Origin of the sequence: Actinokineospora bangkokensis (genome assembly GCF_001940455.1) — a bacterium.
GTDB classification, from domain to species: domain Bacteria; phylum Actinomycetota; class Actinomycetes; order Mycobacteriales; family Pseudonocardiaceae; genus Actinokineospora; species Actinokineospora bangkokensis.
The window spans coordinates 81,823-106,286 of sequence record NZ_MKQR01000011.1 but is presented as its reverse complement, the minus strand read 5'-3'; the positions used below and the strand labels follow the sequence as shown (position 1 = coordinate 106,286).

The following is a 24,464-nucleotide window of genomic DNA, read 5'->3' as shown; positions in this document are numbered from 1 at the left end:
CTGAACCCATTAGGGGTGCTTAGGGGTGTGGGCTGGACAAACCGGATCGTAGATTCGCGCCAGAACTTCGGCGCAGTCTGCGGGCACAGGGCGGTGGTCGCGCGCCGACAATCCGGGGTCGTGCGGGAGGCGGGGCGGTGGCGTGACGAACAGCGGTTGCGCGGTCTCGCCCGTCGCCGTCGTGGGCCTGGCGTGCAGGCTGCCCGGCGCCGGCGGTCCCGCGCCGTTCTGGGACGCGCTGCGCGCGGGCGCCGACGCGGTGCGCCCGGTCCCCGCCGACCGCTGGCCCGACGCCGCCGAGGTCCTGGCCCGCTACCCGGCCGGGGTTCGGCTCGGCGGCTTCCTGGCCGAAGTGGACACCTTCGACGCGGGCTTCTTCGGGGTGTCCCCGCGCGAGGCCGCCGCGCTCGACCCGCAGCAGCGGCTGGTGCTGGAACTTGCCTGGGAGGCCCTGGAGGACGCCGGGACCCCGCCCGAGGTCGCCGCGCGCCGCGGCACCGGGGTCGTGCTCGGCGCGATGGCCGACGACTACGCCGCGCTCACCAGGGCGGGCGCGGGCGCCCACACGCTGACCGGGCTGTCCAGGGGGATGCTGGCGCACCGGGTCTCGCACGTGCTCGGGCTCACCGGCCCGAGCCTGACCGTGGACGCCGCGCAGGCCGGGTCGCTGGTCGCGGTGCACCAGGCGTGCGCGGCGCTGCACCGGGGCGAGGCGGACACGGTGCTCACCGGCGGCGTCCACCTCAACCTCGCCGCGCTGGGCAGCGCGGTGACCGCGGAGTTCGGCGCGCTCTCGCCCACCGGCCGCTGCCACGTCTTCGACGCCCGCGCCGACGGCTACGTCCGCGGCGAGGGCGGTGTGGTGTTCGCCCTGCGCAGGCTGGCCGACGCGCTGGCCGACGGCGACCGGGTGCACGCGGTGATCGCGGGCAGCGCGCTCAACCACGACGGCGGCGGCGACGGGCTGACCGTGCCCCGCGCCGCGGCCCAGGCCGAGGTCATCCGCCGGGCGCACGCCGCGGCGGGCATCACCCCGTCCGATGTGGACTTCGTCGAGCTGCACGGCACCGGCACGCGCGCGGGCGACCCGGTCGAGGCCGCGGGCCTGGGCGCGGTGTTCGCCGGGCGCGGCGCGGTGCTGCCGGTCGGGTCGGTCAAGACCAACATCGGCCACCTGGAGGGCGCCGCCGGGGCCGCCGGGCTGCTCAAGGCGGTGCTGGCGGTGCGCGCGGGTGAGCTGCCCGCCTCGCTGCACCACGTCGAGCCGAACCCGGCGATCGACCTCGACGCGCTCGGTCTGCGCGTGGTGACCGCCCTGGAGCCGCTGCCCGCGACCGCGGTCGGCGGCGTCAGCTCGTTCAGCATGGGCGGCGCCAACGCCCACGTCGTCGTGCGCGGGGCGGCTCCGACGGAGTCCGCGCACGATGTTCAGTCCACAGAGGATGACGGGGGTCCTGCCGCGCTGGTGCTCAGCGCCCGCACGGGCTCGGCGCTGAGGGCGTTGGCGGCGCGGCTGCGCGACGCGCCCGCGTCCCTCGCCGACACCGCCGCCACCCTGGCCCTGGGCCGGGCGAGGCTCGCCCACCGCGCGGTCGTCGTCGCCACCGACCGCGCTGGCGCCGATCGAGCCCTCGACGCCCTGGCGGAGGGCCGCCCTTCGCCGGCGGTCCTGCCCGTCGAGCCCGCCACGGGGCGCGTCGGCTTCCTGCTCCCCGGTCAGGGCGGGCAGCGCCTCGGCGCCGGTCGCGGCCTGCTGGCCGTGCCCGCCTTCGCCGAGGCGTTCGACGAGGCCACCGCCGCTGTCGACCGCCACCTGGGCGGGCCCCGGCTGCGCGAGGTCCTGCACGGCGACGACACGGCGGCGCTGGACAACACCGCCTTCGCCCAGCCCGCGCTGTTCGCCCTCCAGGTCGCCCTCGCCCGGCTGCTGGCCGAGTGGGGCGTGCGGCCGGACGTGCTCGTCGGGCACTCGGTGGGCGAGGTCGCGGCGGCGCAGATCGCCGGTGTGCTGACCCTCGACGAGGCGGCTGAGCTGGTCGTCGCGCGCGGCGCGCTCATGGCCGCGCTCCCGGCGGGCGGGGCGATGGGCGCGGTGGAGGCCGGTGCCGAGGAGATCACCGCCGACCTGGGGCCCGGCGTCGACCTCGCCGCGGTCAACGGCCCGCGCGCCGTGGTGGTCTCCGGCGCCGCCGGACCCGTCGCCGCCCTGCTGGACCGCTGGGCCGCGCGCGGGCGGCGCACCAGCGCGCTGCGCGTCAGCCACGCCTTCCACTCCCACCTGCTCGACCCGGTGCTGGACGACCTGCGCGCGGTCGCGGGCAGGCTCCGCCCGCGCGAGCCGCGGGTGGCGGTCGTGTCCACGCTGACCGGGCAGCGGTGGACGGCGTTCGAGCCCGAGCAGTGGGCGCGGTACTGGGCCGAGCACGCGCGCCAGCCAGTCCGCTTCCACGACGCCGCGTCCGCCGCCGTGGCGGACGGGACCGTGACCTTCCTCGAACTCGGCTCCGGCTCGACCCTCGGCGGCCTCGTGCGCGCGGACGGCGCTGACGGTGCGGACGGCGCGGACGTCATTGCCACCGCGCCGCTGCTGCGCGAGGGCCACGACGAACCGCTGACCGCCCGCGCCGCCGCCGCGCTCGCCACCGCCCGCGGCGAGGACTGGTCGGCGTTGGCCGGGTCCGGCCGCCGGGTCTCCCTGCCGACCTACCCGTTCGAGCGCACCCGGCACTGGGCGGGCGACGGCCGTGCCGCCCGCAAGCCCGCCGCCCCCGAAGCCGCCGTCCGCGAGCCCGCCACCGAGCCCGCAGCGGGCGTCCTCGACCACGTCGCCGCCGTGCTGGGCCACACCGACGCCGCCGCGTTCGACGCCGACCGCACCTTCCGCGACCTGGGGATGGACTCGGTCCTGCTGGAGGAGCTGCGCGAGCGGCTGTCCCGCCTGGGCCGCGCGGTCCCGTCCACGGTGGTCTTCGAGCACCCCACGCCCGCAGCGCTGGCGACGTGGTGGGACAACGGCGGCACCGACACCGCCGAGACCCCGGCGCGCGCCGCGGTCGACCCCGGCGAGCCGATCGCCGTGGTGGCCATGGCCTGCCGCGCGCCCGGCGGGGTCACCACCCCCGAGCAGCTGTGGGAGCTGGTCGTCGACCGCCGCGACGCCGTCGGCCCCGCCCCGACCGACCGCGGGTGGGCGCTGGCGGACGCGCGCGGCGGGTTCCTGCACGACGCCGCCGAGTTCGACGCGGACCTGTTCGGCATCTCCCCGCGCGAGGCCGCGGCGATGGAGCCGCAGCAGCGGGTGCTGCTGGAGCTGGCCTGGGAGGCCTTCGAGCGCGCGGGCGGGGTCCCCGCGGGCACCACGGGGGTGTTCGTCGGCGCCATCCCGCAGGACTACGGCCCCCGCGCGCACCGGGCGGGCGAGGCGGGCGGGCACGTCCTCACCGGCACCACGACCAGCGTCGCCTCCGGGCGCATCGCCTACCACTTCGGGCTCGACGGGCCCGCGCTGACCGTCGACACCGCCTGCTCCTCCTCGCTGGTGGCGCTGCACCTGGCCGTGCGGTCGCTGCGCCAGGGCGAGGTGGACACCGCCCTCGCGGGCGGGGTGACCGTGATGAGCAGCCCCGGCATGTTCGCGGAGTTCGCCAAGCAGGGCGGGCTCGCCGCCGACGGGCGCTGCAAGGCGTTCTCCGCCGACGCCGACGGCACCGGCTGGGCCGAGGGCGCGGGCCTGCTGGTGCTGCGCAGGCTCACCGACGCCCGCCGCGACGGCGACACCGTGCTGGCCGTGATCCGCGGCAGCGCGGTCAACCAGGACGGCACCTCCAACGGCCTGACCGCCCCCAACGGCGCCGCGCAGCGCCGGGTCATCCGCGCCGCGCTCGCCGACGCGGGCCTCACCGGCGCCGACGTCGACCTGGTCGAGGCGCACGGCACCGGCACCCGCCTGGGCGACCCGGTCGAGGCCGCCGCGCTCATCGCCACCTACGGCGCCGACCGGGCCGAGCCGGTGGCGCTCGGCTCGCTCAAGTCCAACATCGGCCACGCCCAGGCCGCCGCGGGCGTGCTCGGCGTGGTCAAGGCCGTTCAGGCCGTGCGCCACGGCGTGCGGCCCGCGACCCTGCACGCCGAGAACCCCACCGGGCACGTCGAGTGGACCGGGGTGCGCCTGCTCACCGAGGCCGACTCCTGGCCCGCCGGGCGCACCCGCCGCGCGGCCGTCTCGTCGTTCGGGATCAGCGGCACCAACGCCCACCTGGTGCTGGAGCAGTCGGTGGAGCAGGGCACCGAGGACAGGCCCGAGGTCGCGGGCGGTCCGGTGCTGTGGCCGGTCAGCGGGCACTCGCCCGAGGCCTTGGCCGCGCAGGTCGCCGCACTCGCGGACCAGGTCGACCCCGTGCCGGTCGCCCGCGCGCTGGCGTCGCGGACCGCTCTGCCGCACCGCGCTGTCGGCGTCGGCGCGACAGCGGGCGAACTGCTGGACTCGCTGGCCTCCGGCGCGGTGCGCGGGGTCGCGCGCCCCGGGCGGACGGCGTTCGCCTTCACCGGGCAGGGCTCGCAGCACGCGGCGATGGGGCGTGGGCTGGCGGCGGCGTTCCCGGTGTTCCGCGCTGCGTGGGACGAGGTCCTGGGCCTGTTCCCCGCCGAGGTGCGCGCCGCGATCACCGAGGGGTCGCGGATCGCGGAGACCCAGTTCGCCCAGCCCGCGATCTTCGCCTTCGAGGTCGCGGTGGTGCGGCTGTTCGCCTCGTGGGGCGTGCGGCCGGACGTCGTGATCGGGCACTCCGTGGGGGAGATCGCCGCGGCGTGGGCCGCCGGGGTGTTCTCCCTGGCGGACGCCGCCGCCCTGGTGGTCAAGCGCGGGGCGTTGATGGGGGCAGTGACCGCCCGCGGCGCGATGGGAGCCATCGGGCTCGGTGAGTCTGAAGTGGAGCTTCCGGCCGGGGTGGAGCTGGCGGCGGTCAACGCGCCCGGTTCCGTCGTGGTGTCCGGCGACGCCGACGCGGTGGCGGCGCTGGTGGCCGAGCACAAGGCGCGCGGGGTCAAGGCGTCGGTGCTGGCCGTGAGCCACGCCTTCCACTCCGCGCACATGGACCCCGTGCTGGACGAGTTCCGGTCCTTCGTGGACGGTGTCGAGCGGCGGGAGCCGTCGGTCCGGTTCGTGCGCGTCGCCCGCGACGTCGACCCGACCTCCACCGACTACTGGGTCGCCAACGTGCGGGACGCGGTCCGCTTCGCCGAGGGCGCCGCGGGCCTGGACGCCGTGCACGTGCTGGAGGTCGGGCCCACCCCGGCCCTGACCCCGGTGCTCGACGGCTGCGTCCCCGCGGTCAAGGGCGACGACGAGGCGCAGGCCGCGCTCACGGCCGCGGCCCGGCTGTTCGCGGGCGGGGTCGACCTCGACTGGGACGCGGTGCTCCCGGCGGGCCCGCGCGCCGACCTGCCCACCTACGCCTTCCAGCGCAGCCGCTTCTGGCTGCACGCCGATGAAGCGGCCGAGGACGCGCTGTTCCACGCGGTGCGCTGGCAGCCCGTTACCGTCCCCGCCGCGCAGGCCGGGCCGCTGGCCGTGATCGCCGCCGAGGGCGACAACCCGTTCACCGAGGCCGTCCGCATCGACGACCCGGCCGAAAGCGGCGACGCCATCCTGGTCAGCGCGCTCGACGCCGAGGGCACGCTCGCCCTTCTGAAGACCGCGCCCGAGCGCCTGTGGGTGCTCACCCGCGACGCCGAGACCGACCCCGACCAGGCCGCCGTGCGCGGGCTGGTGCACAGCGCCCGCACCGAGCGCCCCGACCTCGACCTGCGCCTGCTCGACCTGCCCCGCGAGGCCACCGCCGAGCAGGTCGACCGCGCCCGCCGCGTCCTGGCCGCCCCCGGCGACGAGGTCGACCTCGCCGTCACCGCTGAGGGCGTCGCGGTCCGCAGGCTGCACCGCGCCGCCCGCCCCGGCACGCCCTTCCAGCCGCGCGGCACCGCCCTGATCACCGGCGGCACCGGCGCGCTCGGCGCGGCCGTCGCCCGCGACCTCGCCGACCGCGGCGTCGAGCACCTGGTGCTGCTCAGCCGCACCGCCTCCCGCGCGACCGACCTCGCCGCCGACCTGGAGCGCCGCGGCGCCCGGGTCACCCTGGCCGACTGCGACGCCGCCGACCCCGACGCCCTCGCCGCCGTGCTCGCCGCGACCGGCCCGGTGGACACCGTCGTGCACGCCGCCGGGACCCTCGACGACGCCACGGTGGACAACACCACCGCCGCCGCGCTGGCCGCCACCCGCCGCGCCAAGCTCGACGCCGCCCGCGCCCTCGACCGGCTCGTCGGGGACGTGCGCGCGTTCGTGCTGTTCTCCTCCTTCGTCGGCGTCACCGGCAACCCCGGCCAGTCCGGGTACGGCTCGGCCAACGCCGCCCTCGACGCCCTGGCCCGCGACCGCCGCGCCCGCGGCCTGCCCGCCACCGCCGTGGCCTGGGGGCCCTGGGCGGGGGCGGGCATGGCCGAGGCCGCCGCCGACGGGTTCCGCCGCCGCGGCGCGCGCCCGCTCGACCCGGCCCGCGCCGTCGACGCGCTCTGGGCCGCGGTCGCCGGACCCGACCCGGTCGTGCTGGTCGCCGACGTCGACTGGGACCGCTTCGCCGCCACCGTCCCCGGCCCGCTGCTGCGCGACCTGGTCCAGGTCGCCCCCCGCACCGCCCCCGCGCCGGTGGGCGACGCCCTCGACCTGGTGCGCGCGCGGACCGCCGCCGCCCTGGGCCACCGCGACCCGGCCTCGATCGCGCTCGACCGGCCCTTCCGCGACCTCGGCTTCGACTCGCTGACCTCGGTGGAGCTGCGCAACGCCCTCGCCGCCGCCACCGGCCTGCGCCTGCCGGTGGGCGTCCTCTACGACCACCCCACGCCGCGCGCGCTCGCCCGCCACCTCGACCGGGCCCGCACCGGGACCGCCGCCGCCGCGCCGGTGGCCGCCGCGGCCGACGAGCCGATCGCGGTCATCGGCATGGCCTGCCGCTACCCCGGCGGCATCCGCACCCCCGACGACCTGTGGGACCTCGTCGCCGCGGGCCGCGAGGCGCTGGGCCCGCTGCCCACCGACCGCGGCTGGGACCTGCGCGCGCTGACCGCCGCGGGCGTGGTCGACCGGGGCGGCTTCCTGCTCGACGCCGACGAGTTCGACCCGGCGTTCTTCGGCATCTCCCCGCGCGAGGCGCTGGCTATGGACCCCCAGCAGCGCATCCTGCTCGAAACGGCGTGGGAGGCCGTGGAACGTGCGGGCCTGGACACCGACGCGCTGCACGGCACCGCGACCGGGGTGTTCGTCGGCGCCTCGCACCAGGAGTACGGGCCGCGCCTGGACGCCGTCGGGGACGACGTGGCGGGCAACGCGCTCACCGGTGGGCACCCCAGCGTGGCCTCGGGGCGGATCTCCTACGCCCTGGGGTTGCAGGGGCCGTCGCTGACCGTGGACACCGCGTGCTCGTCGTCGCTGGTCGCGCTGCACCTGGCGGCGCGGGCGCTGCGCGCGGGGGAGTGCGGGCTGGCCCTGGCCGCGGGCGCGACCGTGATGGCCTCGCCCGGCGTCTTCCTCGAGTTCGGCAAGCAGGGCGGCCTGGCCGCCGATGGCCGGTGCAAGGCCTTCGGCGCGGGCGCGGACGGCACCGGGTGGGCCGAGGGCGCGGGCGTGCTCGTGCTCGAACGGCTCTCCGACGCGCGCGCCAACGGCCACCCCGTGCTGGCGGTGGTGCGCGGCACGGCGGTGAACTCCGATGGCGCGTCCAACGGCCTGACCGCCCCGAACGGCCCGGCGCAGCAGCGGGTGATCGCCGCGGCGCTGGCCGACGCGGGCCTGGAGCCGTCCGATGTGGACGCCGTCGAGGCGCACGGCACCGGCACCGCCCTGGGCGACCCGATCGAGGCCGAGGCGCTGATCGCCGCCTACGGCCGCGACCGGTCCGCCCCGCTGGCCCTGGGCTCGCTCAAGTCCAACCTGGGCCACTCCCAGGCCGCCGCCGGTGTGGCCGGGGTGATCAAGCTGGTGCAGGCGCTGCGGCACGGCGTGCTGCCCAGGACCCTGCACGCCGACGAGCCCAGCCCGCACGTCGACTGGGCAGGCGGTGCGCTGCGGCTGCTCACCGAGCCCGCGCCGTGGGCACCGGGGGAGCGGACCCGCCGCGCGGCCGTGTCGTCCTTCGGCATCAGCGGCACCAACGCCCACGTCATCCTCGAAGAGGCGCCCGAGATCCCCGAGGCCGCGGAACCGGCCGAGACCACCGAGCCCGCGGCGGGTCTGGTCGCGTGGCCGCTGTCGGCCAAGGACGGCGACGGCCTGCGCCGCCGCGCCGCCGAACTCGCGGAGTGGGCCGAGCGGACCGAGGCCGACCCCGCCGCGGTCGCCCGCGCCCTGGCCGCCCGCACCACCCACGACCACCGCGCGGTCGTCGTCGGCCACGACCGCGCCGCCCTCGTCGACGGCCTGCGCGAGCTGACCCCCACCCGGGTGCGCGAGGGCGAGCTGGCGTTCGTGTTCCCCGGCCAGGGCAGCCAGCGCCTCGGCGCCGGGCGCGCCCTGCACGCCGCCGACCCGGTCTTCGCCGCCGCCCTGGACGAGGTGCTGGCCGCGCTCGACCCGGGGCTGCGCGCCGTGCTCTGGGGCGAGGACGCCGACGCCCTCAACCGCACCGAGCACGCCCAGCCCGCGCTGTTTGCCGTCGAGGTCGCCCTGCACCGGGCGCTGACCGCCCGCGGGGTGCGGCCCGGGGTGCTGCTCGGCCACTCCGTCGGCTCGATCGCCGCCGCCCACGTCGCCGGGGTGTTCTCCCTGGCCGACGCGGCCGCGCTGGTCACCGCGCGCGGCAAGCTCATGCAGGCGCTGCCCGAGGGCGGGGCGATGCTCGCTGTCGGCGCTGCGGAGGACGAGGTCGCGCCGCTGCTGACCGCCGGGGTCTCGATCGCCGCGGTCAACGGCCCCCGCGCCGTCGTGGTCTCCGGGGACGCCGACGCCGTCGACGCGCTGGCCGCCCACTGGGCCGAGCGCGGTGTGCGCACGGCGCGGCTCGCGGTCAGCCACGCCTTCCACTCCGCGCGCATGGACCCGGCGCTCGACGCCTTCCGCGCCGTGGCCGAGCGGGTCACCTACGCCGAGCCCACCCTCACCGTCGTCTCCGACGTCACCGGCGAGGTCGCCGGGCCGGAGCTGGCCACGGCCGAGCACTGGGTCCGCCACGCCCGCCAGGCGGTGCGCTTCCACGACGCCGTCACCACCGCCGCGGGCCTGGGCGCGGACGCCTTCCTCGAAGTCGGCCCCGGCGGCGCGCTCACCGCGATGATCGCCGACAGCGCCCCCACCGCCACCGCCGTGGCGCTGCTCGGCCGCGGCCTGCCCGAGCCGGACGGGGTCACCACGGCCCTCGCCCGCCTGCACGCCATCGGCCGGGCGCCCGCGCCCGTGCCGCCCGGCACCGCCCGCGCCGACGTGCCCACCTACCCGTTCCGCCGCGACTCGTTCTGGCTCGCCGCGCCCACGGGCAGGCCCGGCGCCCACCCCGTGCTCACCGACGAGGTGACCCTGGCCGACACCGGCGACCTCGTGCTCAGCGGCGCGGTCTCGACCGCGGCGCACCCCTGGCTGGCCGGGCACGTCGTCGGCGGCCAGGTGCTGCTGCCCGGCACCGCGCTGCTCGACCTCGTCGCGCACGCGGGCACCCGCGCGGGCGGCCTCGGCGTCATGGAGCTGACGCTGACCACCCCCGTCGTCGTCCCCGCGGGCGAGCAGGTCGACATCCAGGTCAAGGTCGACTCCGCGCGCGCGGTCACCGTCCACTCCCGGCGCGAGGGCGGTTCCTGGGTGGTCGCGGCCACCGGTGCGCTCGGGGAGGTCGTGCCCGCCGTGCGGCCCCGGCCCTCCGGTGCGCCCACCCCGCTGGACCGCGACGCGCTCTACGACCGCTTCGCCGCCAACGGCATCGACTACGGCCCCGCCTTCCGCGGCCTGACCGGCCTGTGGCGCCACGGCACCTCCTACACCGCCGAGGTCACCCCGCCCGCCGGGCTCACCGGCGGGCACGCGGTGCACCCCGCGCTGCTCGACACCGCCCTGCACGCGGTCGGCCTCGGTGAGCTCGACGGCGACCCGGGCACCGCGCTGCTGCCGTTCTCCTTCACCGGCGTGGTGGTCGACGGGCCCGCCACCGGCGCGCTGCGCGCCACGCTGACCCCGGTCGGGCCGCTCACCGCGGCCGTCGAGGTCGCCGACGACACCGGCCGCGTCGTCGTCGCGGTCGACGCGCTGGCGCTGCGCCCGGCCCGTCCCGCCGACCCGGCGGCCGACCTGCTCCACCGGGTCGAGTGGACCCGCGTCGAGCTGCCCGCCGCGCCCGCCCCCGCCGAGCGGTTCCTCGTCCACACCGGACATGAGCCCGCCGGGACCCTGCTGCGGATGCAGGAGTTCCTCGCCACCCCGGACGACCGCACCTTCGTCGTCGTCACCGATGGCCAGCTCGCGGGCGCGGGGGTCGTCGGCCTCGTCCGGTCCGCCCGCGCCGAGCACCCCGGCCGGTTCGCCCTGGTCGAGGCGGGACCCCAGGGCGCCGAGCACCCCGACCTGCTGGCCGCGCTGGCGATCGGTGAACCCGAGGTCGCCCTGCGCGACGGCGCCGCGTTCGTCCCGCGCCTGGTCCGCGTCCCCGCCACCGGCGGCACCGGTCAGGGGAGCGGGATCGACCCGGACGGCACCGTGCTCATCACCGGCGGCACCGGCGCGCTGGGCGCCCTGTTCGCCCGCCACCTCGCGGAAGCGGGCGCGAAGCACCTGCTGCTGGTCAGCAGGCGCGGGCCCGCCGCCCCCGGCGCCGACCGGCTCGCCGCCGACCTCGCCGCCCTCGGCGTCGACGTGCGCGTCGAGGCCGCCGACCTCGCCGACCCCGAGCAGTGCGCCGCCGTGCTGGCCGCGGCCGACCGGCGGATCAGCGCCGTCGTGCACGCCGCGGGCGTGCTCGACGACGGCGTCCTGGCCGCGATGACACCGCAGCGGCTCGCCGCCGTCGCCCGGCCCAAGGTCGACGCCGCGCGCAACCTCGACCGGCTCACCCGCGACCTCGACGCGTTCGTCGTGTTCACCGCCGCGGCCGGTGTCCTGGGCACCGCCGGGCAGGCCAACTACGCCGCCGCCAACACCGCCCTGGACGCCCTCGCCGCCGACCGCGCCGCCCGCGGCCTGCCCGCCACCGCCCTGGCCTGGGGCCTGTGGGAGGGCGGGATGGCCGAGCACCTGGACGAGGCGGGCCGCGCCCGGCTGGCCCGCCTGGGCATCCGCCCGCTCTCGGCCGCCGACGGCCGCGCGCTGTTCGACGCCGCGCTGCGCAGCGGGCACACCGCCCTGGTGCCCGCCCGCCTCGACCTCGCCGCGCTGCGCGCCGCCGACGAGGTCCCGCCGCTGCTGTCGGCCCTGGTGCCCAAGCCCGCGCGCGCGGCCCGCCCCGAGCCGGGCCCCGACCGGTGGGCGGCGATGGCCCCCGCCGAGCGCGGCCGGGCGCTGTTCGGCCTCGTGCGGGCCCGCGTCGCCGCCGTCCTGGGCCACGCCTCCCCGCTCGCGGTCGACCCCGACACCGCGTTCAAGACCCTCGGCTTCGACTCGCTGGCCTCGGTGGAGCTGCGCAACCAGCTCGCCGCCGCGACCGGGTTGGCGCTGACCACCACGCTGGTCTTCGAGCACCCCACGCCCGCCGCCCTCGCCGCGGGGCTGGCCAGCAGGCTGGCCGACGCGCCGCCGCCCGCCCCGGCCCCCGCCCCGGCGCTGGAGGCCGCCCTCGACGGGCTGCGGCTGGCCCTGGCCGACCCGGCCGAGCGGCAGGCGGTGGCGGCCCGCCTGCGCGAGCTGCTGGCGGGCAGCGGGGAGCCCGAGGTCGAGCCGGGGCTGGACGCCGATGTCGACACCGCCTCCGACGACGAGCTCTTCGACCTCATCGACAAGGAGTTCGGCGACTAGTGCGACCCGTGCGACCACCGCGACCGACGACCCGACCGGGGGGTGACACCGCGTGAGCACCGAGCAGAAGCTGCGGGACTACCTGAAGAAGGTGACGACCGACCTGCGCGCGGTCAAGCGGCGGCTGGCCGAGGCCGAGTCCGCCGCGACCGAGCCGGTCGCCATCATCGGCGCGGCCTGCCGCTACCCCGGTGGCGTGCGCTCCCCGGAGGACCTGTGGGAGCTCGTCGCCGCGGGCCGCGACGCCACCTCCGCCTTCCCCGCCGACCGCGGCTGGCCCGCGGACCTGCACGACCCCGAGGGCGGCCCGGGCACCTCCCGGACCGGGCGCGGCGGGTTCCTGCACGACGCCGCAGACTTCGACGCCGACCTGTTCGGGATCTCCCCGCGCGAGGCGCTGGCCACCGACCCGCAGCAGCGGCTGCTGCTGGAGGTCGCCTGGGAGGCCTTCGAGCGCGCCGGGCTCGACCCCAGGTCGGTGCGCGGCAGCCGGACCGGGGTGTTCGCCGGGCTGATGTACCACGACTACGGCTCCCGCCTCGACGCCATCCCCGAGCAGCTGGAGGGGTTCGTCGTCAACGGCAGCGCGGGCAGCATCGCCTCCGGCCGCGTCGCCTACACCTTCGGGCTGGAGGGCCCGGCCGTCACCGTCGACACCGCGTGCTCCTCGTCGCTGGTCGGCCTGCACTGGGCCGTGCGCTCGCTGCGCTCGGGGGAGTGCTCGATGGCGCTCGCGGGCGGGGTGACCGTGATGGCGAGCCCGCAGGTCTTCCTCGACTTCTCCCGCCAGCAGGGCCTGGCCGCCGACGGCCGGTGCAAGTCCTTCGGCGCGGGCGCGGACGGCACCGGCTGGGCCGAGGGCGCCGGTTTCCTGCTGCTGGAGAGGTTGTCCGACGCCCTCGCCAACGGCCACCCGGTGCTGGCGGTGGTGCGCGGCACGGCGGTGAACTCCGATGGCGCGTCCAACGGCCTCACCGCCCCGAGCGGCCCCGCCCAGCGCGCGGTCATCCGCGCCGCCCTGGCCGACGCCGGGCTCACCGCGTCCGATGTGGACGCGGTGGAGGCGCACGGCACCGGCACCGTCCTGGGCGACCCGATCGAGGCCCAGGCCCTGCTCGACACCTACGGCCAGGACCGGGACACCCCGCTGCGGCTCGGGTCGATCAAGTCCAACATCGGCCACACCCAGGCCGCCGCGGGCGTCGCCGGGATCATCAAGGTCGTCGAGGCCATGCGGCACGGCGTGCTGCCCAGGACGCTGCACGCGCGGACCCCCAGCCCGCACGTCGACTGGGCCGCCGGCGCGGTCTCCCTGCTCACCGAGCCCGTCGAGTGGCCCGCGGGCGACCGCGTCCGCCGGGCGGGGGTGTCCTCCTTCGGCGTCAGCGGCACGAACGCGCACGCGATCATCGAGGAACCGCCCGCGGTCGAGCAGCAGGCAGGCACGCACTCCGGCCCGGTGCTGTGGCCGCTGAGCGGTCACACTCAGCAGGCGCTGCGGCAGCAGGCCGCGCGGTTGGCCGAGGTTGCGGACGAGCACGCCGCCGCCGACGTCGCCTTCACGCTCGGCACCGCCCGCGCCGCGCTGGCCCAGCGGGCCGTCGTGCTGGACGCGCACCCCGCGGCGCTGCGCGCGCTGGCGGCCGGGGACACCTCGTCCGACGTGGTCACCGGGACCGTCGTCGGCGGCGGCACGGCGTTCGTGTTCACCGGGCAGGGCTCGCAGCGCGCGGGCATGGGCGCGGGCCTGGCCGCCGCGTTCCCCGCCTTCGCCGAAGCGTGGCGGGAGGTGCTGGCGCTGTTCCCCGCGCCAGTGCGCGAGGTGGTCGAGCAGGGCGGCCCGCGCCTGGGCGGCACCGAGTTCGCCCAGCCCGCGATCTTCGCCTTCGAGGTCGCGCTCACCCGGCTGTTCGCCTCGTGGGGCGTGGTCCCGGACGTGGTCATCGGCCACTCGGTCGGTGAGGTCGCCGCCGCGCACGTGGCCGGGATCTTCACCCTGGAGGACGCCGCCCGCCTCGTCGTCGACCGCGGCGCGCGGATGGGCGCGGTCGCCGCGCGCGGCGCGATGGCCGCCGTGGCCCTGCCCGAGTCCGAGGTGGACCTGCCCGCGGGCGTGGAGGTCGGCGCGGTCAACGCCGAGGGCTCCGTGGTCGTCTCCGGCGACGCCGACGCGGTGCGCGCCCTCGTCGAGCGCTACCGGTCGGAGGGGGTGCGGGCGACGCTGCTCGACGTCAGCCACGCCTTCCACTCCGCGCACATGGACGAGGTGCTGCCCGGCTTCGCCGCCTTCGTCGACACCATCGCGCGCCACCCCCGCACCATCGACTTCATCCCCGTCGCGGGCGAGCACGACCCCGAGGACGCCGCCTACTGGGTCGACAACGTGCGCAACCCGGTCCGCTTCGCCGAGGGCGTGCGCCGCCTCGGCGCGGTTCGCGCGCTGGAGGTCGGGCCCGACGCCGCGCTCACCCCGCTGGTCGACGGGTGCGTCCCCGCGCAGAAGAAGGACCGCGACGAGCAGCGCGCCGCCCTGGAGGCCCTGGCCCGCCTGCACGTCACCGGGCAGGCCGTCGACTGGGCCGCCTTCCACGCCGGGGCCCGCCCGGTCGCCCTGCCCACTTACGCCTTCCAGCGCACCCGCTTCTGGCTCGACGGCCCCGCCCCGGCCGCCGGGTCCGACCTCGACGCCCTGCGCTACCGGGTCACCTGGGCGCCCGCCGTCCTCGACCGCGCCGCGGCGTTCCCGCCCGGGGCGGTCGCCTGGGACACCGAGGTCGACGGCCTGGAGACCGTGGCGGACCTGCCGGACGGCGCGATCGCGGTGTTCCGGCCCGCCACCGCCGCCGAAGCGCTCGACCGCCTCCAGCGCGCCCTCGGTCGCGACGTGCGGCTGTGGTGCCTGGCCGAGGGGCCGGAGGCCGCCGCCATCGCCGCGCTCGGCCGCGTCGCCGCCCTGGAGCACCCGGGGCTGTGGGGCGGTTGCGTGGAGCAGGACGGCGACTCCGCCCACCTGCGCGCGGTCATCGGCGGCGCCGAGGACGCGATCCGCGTCGACGAGTCCGGCCCGCGGCTGCGCAGGCTGACCCCCGTGCCCGCGCGCCCCGGCGAGGACTGGACCCCCGCGGGCCCGGTGCTGATCACCGGCGGCACCGGCGGCCTGGGTGCCCGCGTCGCGCACTGGGCCGTCGACCGCGGCGCGACCGACCTCGTCCTGGTCAGCAGGCGCGGCCCCGACGCGCCGGGCGCGGACGAGCTGCGCGCCGCACTGGCGGGGCGCGGGGCGCGCGTCGCCGTCGTCGCCTGCGACGTGGCCGACCGGGACCAGGTCGCCGCCCTGCTCGCCGCTCACCCCGTGGACTCGGTGTTCCACACCGCGGGCGCCGTGCTCACCCGGCCGCTGGCCGAGACCACCGCCGAGGACCTGCGCGCCGTGCACGCCGCCAAGGTCGGCGGCGCGCTGCTGCTCGACGAGCTGACCGGCGGGCTCAGCGCGTTCGTGCTGTTCTCCTCCATCGCGGGCGTGTGGGGCAGCGGCGGGCTCGGCGCGTACGCCGCCGCCAACGCCGCGCTCGACGACCTCGCCGGGCGCAGGCGCGCCCGCGGTGAGACCGCGCTGTCGATCGCCTGGGGCCCGTGGGCCGAGGCGGGCATGGCCACCGGCGAGACCGGCGACGAACTCGTCCGCCGGGGCCTGCGCCCGCTGGCACCCGCCACCGCGCTCGACGCGCTGGGCGCTGCGCTGGCCGCGGGCGACACCTGCGTCACGGTGGCCGACGTCGACTGGGCCCGCTTCGCCCCGGCCTTCACCGCCCGCCGCCCCAGCCCGCTGCTGGCGGGCATCCCCGCCGCGCGCCCGGTCGAGACCGTGCGGGCCCCCGAGGTCGCCACCGCCGCCACCGTCGCCCCCGACCAGCTCGCGGGCGTGGTGCTCGACCGCGTCGCCGCCGTCCTCGGCCACACCGGCGCCGACGCCGTCGACCGCACCCGCCCGTTCCGCGACCTCGGGTTCGACTCGCTGACCGCCGTGGAGCTGCGCGACGCCCTGGCGGCGGCCACCGGCCTGCGCCTGCCCGCCACCGTCGTGTTCGACCACCCCACCCCGGACGCGCTGGTCGCGCACCTGCTCACCGAGCTGACCGGCGCCGGGACCGCCGCCGCCACCACCGCCGTCGCGGCGAGCGCCGACGACCCGATCGCCGTGGTCGGCATGGGCTGCCGCTTCCCCGGCGGCGTCGACAGCCCCGAGTCGCTGTGGGACCTGCTGCGCGCGGGCGGCGACGCCGTGGGCCCGTTCCCCGACGACCGGGGCTGGGACCTGGCCGCCCTGGTCGACCCGGACCCCGACAAGCCGGGCACCACCTACGCCGCCGAGGGCGCCTTCCTCGCCGACGCCGCGGCCTTCGACGCCGGGTTCTTCGGCATCTCCCCGCGCGAGGCCACCGCGATGGACCCGCAGCAGCGCGTGCTGCTGGAGGTCGTCTGGGAGGCCCTGGAACGCGCGGGCGTCGACCCGACCGGCCTGCGCGGCAGCGACACCGCCGTGTTCGCGGGCACCAACGGGCAGGACTACTCGGCGGTCGTGGCGGGCGCGGTCGACCGCCCCGACGGCTACCTGGGCACCGGCAGCGCGGCCAGCGTGCTCTCCGGCCGCGTCTCCTACGCGCTGGGCCTGGAGGGCCCGTCGCTGACCGTGGACACCGCGTGCTCGTCCTCGCTGGTCGCGCTGCACCTGGCGGTGCGGGCGCTGCGGGCGGGGGAGTGCTCGCTGGCGCTGGCGGGCGGTGTCACGGTGATGGCGACGCCCACGGCGTTCACCGAGTTCGCCCGCCAGCGCGGGCTGGCGGCCGACGGCCGCTGCAAGGCCTACGCCGAGGGCGCCGACGGCACCGGCTGGGGTGAGGGCGCGGGCGTGCTGGTGCTCGAACGCCTCTCCGACGCCCGCCGCCACGGCCACCCCGTCCTCGCCGTCGTGCGCGGCAGCGCGGTCAACTCCGACGGCGCCTCCAACGGCCTCACCGCCCCCAACGGGCCCGCGCAGCAGCGGGTCCTGCGCGCGGCGCTGGCCGACGCGGGCCTCACGCCGTCCGATGTGGACGCCGTGGAGGGCCACGGCACCGGGACCCGGCTCGGGGACCCGATCGAGGCGGGGGCGCTCGGCGCGGTCTACGGCGCCGACCGCGAGCGGCCCCTGCTGCTGGGCTCGGTCAAGTCCAACATCGGCCACACCCAGGCCGCGGCCGGGGTCGCCGGGGTGATCAAGTCCGTGCTGGCCCTGCGCCACGGCGTGCTGCCCGCGACCCTGCACGCCGCCACCCCGTCCGGCCACGTCGACTGGCGCGGCCTGGCCGTGCTCACCGAGGCCGAGCCGCTGCCGGAGCTGGCGCGGCCGTGGCGGATCGGCGTGTCCTCCTTCGGCTTCAGCGGCACCAACGCCCACGTGGTCGTCGAACAAGCCATCGAACAAGCCGCCGACCAGGCGGCGGATCCGACCGGGCCCGCTGAGCCGGGCCCGGTCGCCCTGGCCGTCTCCGGGCGCAGTGCCGCTGCCGCGCGGGCCCAGGCGGACAGGCTCGCGGACTTCCTCGCGGCGTACCCCGGGACCTCCCTCGCGGACGTCGCGCTGTCGCTGGGCACCGCCCGCGCCGCGTTCGACCACCGGATCGCCGTCGTGGCCGGGTCCACCGACCAGGCCGTCGAGCGGCTGCGCGCCGCGCGCGGCGTGACCACCGCCAAGCCGGGCCGCGTCGCGTTCGCGTTCACCGGGCAGGGCTCGCAGCGCGCGGGCATGGGCGCCGGGCTGGCCGCGCGCTTCCCCGCCTTCGCCGCCGCGTGGGACGAGGTGCTGGCGCTGTTCCCGGCCGAGGTCCGGGCCGCGGTGCTGGACGGGGAGCGGCTGGACGACACCCGCGTCGCCCAGCCCGCGATCTTCGCCTTCGAGGTCGCGGTGGTGCGGCTGCTCCAGTCCTGGGGCGTGCGACCCGACGTGGTGATCGGGCACTCGGTGGGCGAGTTCGCCGCCGCGTGGGCCGCGGGCGTGTTCGCGCTGGAGGACGCCGCGCGGCTCGTGGTCCGCCGCGGCGAGCTCATGGGCGCGGTCGAGCGGCCCGGCGCCATGGCGGCGATCGGCTCGGCCGAGCAGGACCTGCGCCTACCCGCGGGGGTGGAGGTGGCGGCCGTCAACGGCCCCGGCTCCGTCGTCGTCTCCGGGGACGCCGAAGCCGTGCGGGAGCTGGTCGAGGACTGCCGGGCCCGTGGCACCAAGGCTTCCCTGCTGCGGGTCAGCCACGCCTTCCACTCCGCGCACATGGACGAGGTGCTGGCCCCCTTCGCCGAGGCCGTCGCGGCGACCCCGCGCGCCACGAGGGGGACCAAGGCTGCGGGGATCGAGTTCGTCGGGGTCGCCGGCGAGCACGACCCCGCCGAGGCGACGTACTGGAGCGACAACGTGCGCGCCACCGTCCGCTTCGCGGAGGGGGCCGCCCGGCTCGACGCCGCGCACGTGGTCGAGGTCGGGCCCGAGGCGGCGCTGCTGCCGTTCATCGACGGCATGATCGCGTTGCAGCGCAAGGACACCGATGAGGTCGAGTCGCTGACCCGGGGTCTCGCGGCGCTGTGGGCAGGCGGCGTGGCCGTCGACTGGGCCGCTGTGCACCCCGGGGCGCGCGCGGTCGACCTGCCGACCTACGCCTTCCAGCGCGACCGCTACTGGCTCACCACCACCCAGACCCCCGGCAACCCCTGGCGGCACGTGCCCGTGTGGCAGGAGATCGCCGTCGACGCCGCGGCCGCCGAGCCGGGCGCGACCGTGCTCGACCTGGCGGGCAAGACCCCCGCTGACCTGCTCGCCGCCCTGCGCGAGGTCCCCGGGGGCAGCCGCGTGTGGTGCTTGACCCGGGGCGCTGTCGCGGTCGGCGACGAGACCCCGGACCCCGACCAGGCGGCCATCTGGGGCCTCGGCCGTGTCGTGGCCCTGGAGCACCCCGACCGCTGGGGTGGCTTGATCGACCTCCCGGCCACCGCGGGCGAGCCCGACCCCGAGCAGTTGCGCGCGGCGATGACCTCCGGTGAGGACCAGATCGCCCTGCGCGGGACGGTCCTCGCCCAGCGCCTCGTCGCCGCCCCGCGACCGCGCGGCCGGGCCGTCCTCGACGGCGCCACCGTCCTGATCACCGGCGGCACCGGCGGGCTCGGCCTCGCCGTCGCCCGGAACCTGCCCGGTGCGGCCAAGGTCGTGCTGCTGAGCCGCACCGGCGGCCCGGCACCGGAGGTCGACACCGCGGCCGAGGTCATCACGGTCGCCTGCGACGTGACCGACCGCGCCGCCCTCCAGGCCGTCGTGGCCGAGCACGCCCCGACCGTGGTCATCCACGCCGCGGGTGTGGGCGGTCCGCGCACCCCGGTCGACGCCCTCGACCCGGCAGAGCTGGCGGATGTGCTCGACGCCAAGGTCACCGGCGCGCGCCTGCTCGACGAACTGGTCGGTGACGTCGACGCGTTCGTCCTGTTCTCCTCCATCGCGGGGGTGTGGGGCAGCGGGCAGCAGGGCGCCTACTCCGCGGCGAACGCCGCCCTGCACGCCATCGCCCACGCCCGCCGCGCCCGCGGCCGCGCCGCCACCGCGATCGCCTGGGGGCCCTGGGCGGGGACGGGCATGGCGCACGCCGCCGGGGAGCTGGCCGGGCTCGGCCGCCTCGGCCTGCGCCCGCTCGACCCCGACCGCGCCGCGCGCGCCCTGCTGCGCGAACTCGGCGGGACTGACCCCGTCGTCGTGCTCGCCGACGTCGACTGGGCGGCCTTCCACCGCGCCTTCACCGCACGCCGCCCGTCGCCGCTGCTGTCCGGCCTGGTCAGCGCGCCGGAGCCGGTGGCGGCCGGCGCCCCGACCGACCTCACCCCGGCCCAGGCCGTCAAGCTCGTCCGCGCGCTGGCCGCGGAGGTGCTCGGCCACGCCGACGCCACGGCCGTGGGTGCCGACACCGCCTTCCGCGACCTCGGCTTCGACTCGCTGACCGCCGTCGAGCTGCGCGACCGCGTCGCCGCGGCCACCGGGGTGCGCCTGCCCGCGACCGTCGTGTTCGACGAGCCGACCCCGCACCGCCTCGCCGCGCTGCTCACCGGCGCCGACCGCGCCGGGGTCGCCCCGGCTCCCACCACGGCGGCCCCCGACGACGACCCGGTGGTCATCGTCGGCGGCGCCTGCCGCTACCCGGGCGGCGTCACCTCCCCGGACGAGCTGTGGCAGCTCGTGCTCGACGGCACCGACGCCATCGGCCCGCTGCCCACCGACCGCGGCTGGCCCGCCGACCTGCACCACCCCGACCCCGACCACCCCGGCACCTCGCTGGCCCGCCACGGCGGCTTCCTCGACGGTGCCGCCGGGTTCGACGCGGCGTTCTTCGGCATCAGCCCGCGCGAGGCGCTGGCGATGGACCCGCAGCAACGGCACCTGCTGGAGGTGTCCTGGGAAGCGCTGGAGCGCGCGGGCATCGACCCGCACGCGCTGCGCGGCAGCCGCACCGGCGTGTTCGCCGGGGCCAACCCCAACGACTACGCCGCCGTGCTGGCCGCGGCCAGCGAGGACGTCGGCGGGCACCTCGGCGTCGGCAACGCCCCCAGCGTGCTCTCCGGACGCATCGCCTACACCCTCGGGCTGGAGGGCCCGGCGCTCAGCGTCGACACCGCGTGCTCGTCGTCGCTGGTCGCCCTGCACCTGGCCACCCGGTCGCTGCGCGCGGGCGAGTGCGACCTCGCCCTGGCGGGCGCCGCGACGATCATGTCCACCCCCGGCGTGCTGGTGGAGTTCACCCGCCAGCGGGCGATGTCCCCGGACGGCCGGTGCCGGGCGTTCGGCGCGGGCGCCGACGGCACCGGCTGGTCCGAGGGCGTCGGGGTGCTCGTGCTCGCCCGCCGCTCGACCGCCGAGGCCAACGGCTACCCGGTGCTGGCCGTGGTCCGCGGCACCGCGGTCAACTCCGACGGCGCCTCCAACGGGCTCACCGCCCCCAGCGGCAGGTCCCAGCAGCGCGTCCTCCGCGCCGCCCTCGCCGACGCGGGCCTGTCACCGTCCGATGTGGACGCCGTGGAGGCGCACGGCACCGGCACCGCGCTGGGCGACCCGATCGAGGCGGAGGCGCTGCTCGCCGTCTACGGCCAGGACCGCGCCGAGCCGCTGCGCCTGGGCTCGCTCAAGTCCAACATCGGCCACGCCCAGGCCGCGGCGGGAGTCGGCGGCGTGCTCAAGACCGTGTGGGCGATGCGCCACGGGTTGCTCCCGCGCACCCTGCACGCCGAGCAGCCCAGCCCGCACGTGGACTGGAGCTCCGGGCGCGTCGAGCTGCTGACCGAGCCGGTGGCCTGGCCCGAGACCGGCCGCCCCCGCCGCGCGGGCGTGTCCTCGTTCGGGTTCAGCGGCACCAACGCCCACGTCATCCTGGAGCAGCCGCCTGCCCCCGCCGAGCGCGCCCCCGCTGCCGGGGAGGCGTTCCCGGTGCACGCGCTGCCGCTGTCGGCGGCCAGCCCGACCGCGCTGGCCGTGGTCGCCCAGCGGGCCGCCGGGCTGCTCGACGACCCTGCCGCGCTCGCCGCCGCGCTGGCCGACACCCGCGCCGACCTGTCCCACCGGGCCGTCGTCCTGGGTGCCGACCGCGCGGAGCTGTCCGCCGCCCTGGCCGCGTTCCCCGACCACCCCGACGTCGTCGCGGGCACCGCCACCGCGGGCGGCGGCGTGGCGTTCCTGTTCCCCGGGCAGGGGGCGCAGCACGCCGGTGTGGGCAAGCAGCTGGCCGAGGCTTCCCCGGTGTTCGCCGCCGCGCTCACCGAGGTCTGCTCCCACCTCGATCCCCACCTCGACCGCCCGCTCGCGGAGGTGTTGTTCGCCGAGCCCGGCACCGCCGAGGCCGAGCTGATCGACCAGACCGCCTACACCCAGCCCGCCCTGTTCGCGCTGGAGGTGGCCCTCTACCGGCTGGTCGAGGGCTGGGGCGTGCGACCGGTCGCGCTGCTCGGGCACTCCATCGGCGGGCTGGCCGCCGCGCACGTGGCCGGGGTGCTGACGCTGGCCGACGCCGCCGCGGTCGTCGCCGCGCGGGGCAGGCTGCTCCAGTCGCTGCCCGCGGGCGGGGCGATGCTCGCCGTCGACGCCGCCGAGGAGGACGTGCGCCCGCTGCTGACCCCCGGGCTCGACATCGCCGCGGTCAACGGCCCGGCCGCCGTGGTCGTCTCCGGCCGCGCCGAGGAGGTCGACGCGCTCGCCGCGGCGCTGACCGCCCGCTCGCGGCGGCTGCGGGTGAGCCACGCCTTCCACTCCGCGCTGGTGGAGCCGGTGCTGGCCGAGTTCCGCGCGGTGGTGTCCGGGGTGGCGCTGCGCGAGCCGCAGATCCCGGTCGTGTCCGACGTCTCCGGCAAGGTCGCTGAGCAGGGCGAGCTGACCGACCCTGAGCACTGGGTGCGCCACCTGCGCCACGAGGTGCGCTTCGCCGAGGGCCTGCGCGCCGCGGTCGCCGCGGGCGCGGACCGGTTCCTGGAGGTCGGCCCCGGCGCCACGCTCACCGCCCTGGCCCGCGCCACCCTCGACGACGGGTCCGCCGCCGCCCCCGCCGTCTTCGCCGCCCTGCTGCGCCCGCGCGCCGACGAGCCGCGCTCGATCGCCGCCGCGCTCGCCGCCCTGCACACCGCGGGCGAGCGCGTCGACTGGTCCGCGTTCGCCGGTCCGGTGGGTGCGCGCGTCGACCTGCCCACCTACCCGTTCGAGCACACGCGCTACTGGCCGACGCTGCCCACGGCCCCCGGCTCCGACGACTGGCACTACGCCGTGGACTGGCAGCCGCTGGCCCCCGGCGCGGGTCCGATCGGCCATTGGGCGGTCCTGGGTGACGCCGACGGCCTGCGCGCCGCCCTGGCGGACCTGGGCGTGCGCGTCAGCGACGACCTCACCGGCTCGCCCGACGGCGTCGTGGTCGTCGCCCCGGCCGACGAGGTCGCGCTGCTCGACCTGCTGCGCGCCGCGGACGCCCCGGTGTGGGTCGTCGGCGGCAGCGCCGGGGCGCACGCGCTGGGCCGGGTCGCCGCGCTGGAGCAGCCCCGCCGCTGGGGCGGGTCGATCGAGGTCGACCACCCCGACTGGGCGGTCGTGGCGGCCCTGCTCGGCGGCGAGGAGGACCAGGTCCGCGTGCGCGGTGCCGAGGCGTCGGCCCGCCGCGTCGTGCCCGCCGCCCCCGGCGCGGGCTCGTGGACCCCGAGGGGCACCATCCTGGTCACCGGTGGCACCGGCGCCCTGGGCGGGCACGTCGCCCGCGCCGTCCTCGCCGCGGGCGCCGACGAGGTGGTGCTCGCCAGCCGCGGCGGCCCCGACGCCCCGGCCGCCCGCGCCCTGCGGGAGGAGCTGGGGGAGCGGGCCGTCGTGGTGGCCTGCGACGTCACCGACCGCGCCCAGCTGACCGCCCTGCTCGCCGCCCACCCGGTGACCGCCGTCGTGCACGCCGCGGGCGTGGCGCGGCTCGCCCCGCTGGCCGAGCTGGACCCGGCCGAGCTGGCCGAGGTGCTCGACGCCAAGGTGACCGGCGCCCTGCTGCTCGACGAGCTGGTGGGCGAGGTCGACGCGTTCGTCCTGTTCTCCTCCATCGCCGGGGTGTGGGGCAGCGGCGACCACGGCGCCTACGCCGCGGCCAACGCCCGGCTCGACGCGCTGGCCCTCGACCGGCACCGCCGCGGCCTGCCCGCCACCGCGATCGCCTGGGGCCCCTGGGCGGGCGGCGGCATGGCGGACGGCGAGGTCGGGGACGGGCTGCGCCGCCGCGGCCTGCGCCCGCTGGACCCGGCCGCGGCCGTCGCCGCGCTGCTGCGCCTGGTCGGGGACCGGCCCACCGCGGTGGTCGCCGACGTCGACTGGGCGGTGTTCGCGCCGCTGTTCACCTCCGCCCGCCCCGCCCCGCTGCTGGCCGCCGTCACCCCCGCACCCGCCCCCGCGCCCGCTGCGGCCGAGGCGGGCGCGGAGGGGGCCGGGCTCGCCGCCGAGCTGGCCCGCCTCGACGACGCCGGGCGCAAGCGGCGGCTGCTCGACCTGGTCCGCGCCGAGGCCGCCCGCGTGCTGCGCACCGCCTCGGTCGACAGCAGGCGCGGCTTCCTGGAGATCGGGTTCGACTCGCTGACCGCGGTCGAGCTGCGCGCGGCGCTGTCGGCCAAGACCGGGTTGGCGCTGCCGACCACGCTCGTGTTCGACCACCCGACCCCCGACGCCCTCGCCGAGCACCTGGCCGCCGAGACCCGCCCGGACGCCGACCCGGGCGCGGACCTCGACCGGATCGAGGCGCTGGTGGCCGCGGGCGGGGTCGACGACCCGGGCGGCCTGGCGGCCCGGCTGCGCGCGCTGGCCGACCGGCTCGCGGGCCCGGCCGCGCCCGCGTTCGCGCCGGACCTGGCCGACGCCGGGGCCGACGAGCTGCTCGACCTGATCCAGTCGGAGTTCGGCAAGCCATGACGGGGACGGTGA

The 24,464-nt window shown here is 78.3% G+C and carries 2 protein-coding genes; both read left to right on the top strand.

What is annotated here, in order from left to right; genetic code table 11:
* Positions 1-142: 142 nt before the first annotated feature.
* Positions 143-11,977, top strand: a complete 11,835-nt coding sequence (locus BJP25_RS11455; protein WP_075974857.1) for a type I polyketide synthase — start codon at positions 143-145, stop codon at positions 11,975-11,977.
* A 52-nt stretch (positions 11,978-12,029) separates the two neighbouring features.
* On the top strand, positions 12,030-24,452 hold the full coding sequence (locus BJP25_RS35465; RefSeq protein ID WP_075974856.1) for a type I polyketide synthase: 12,423 nt from the start codon (positions 12,030-12,032) through the stop codon (positions 24,450-24,452).
* Positions 24,453-24,464: the final 12 nt, after the last annotated feature.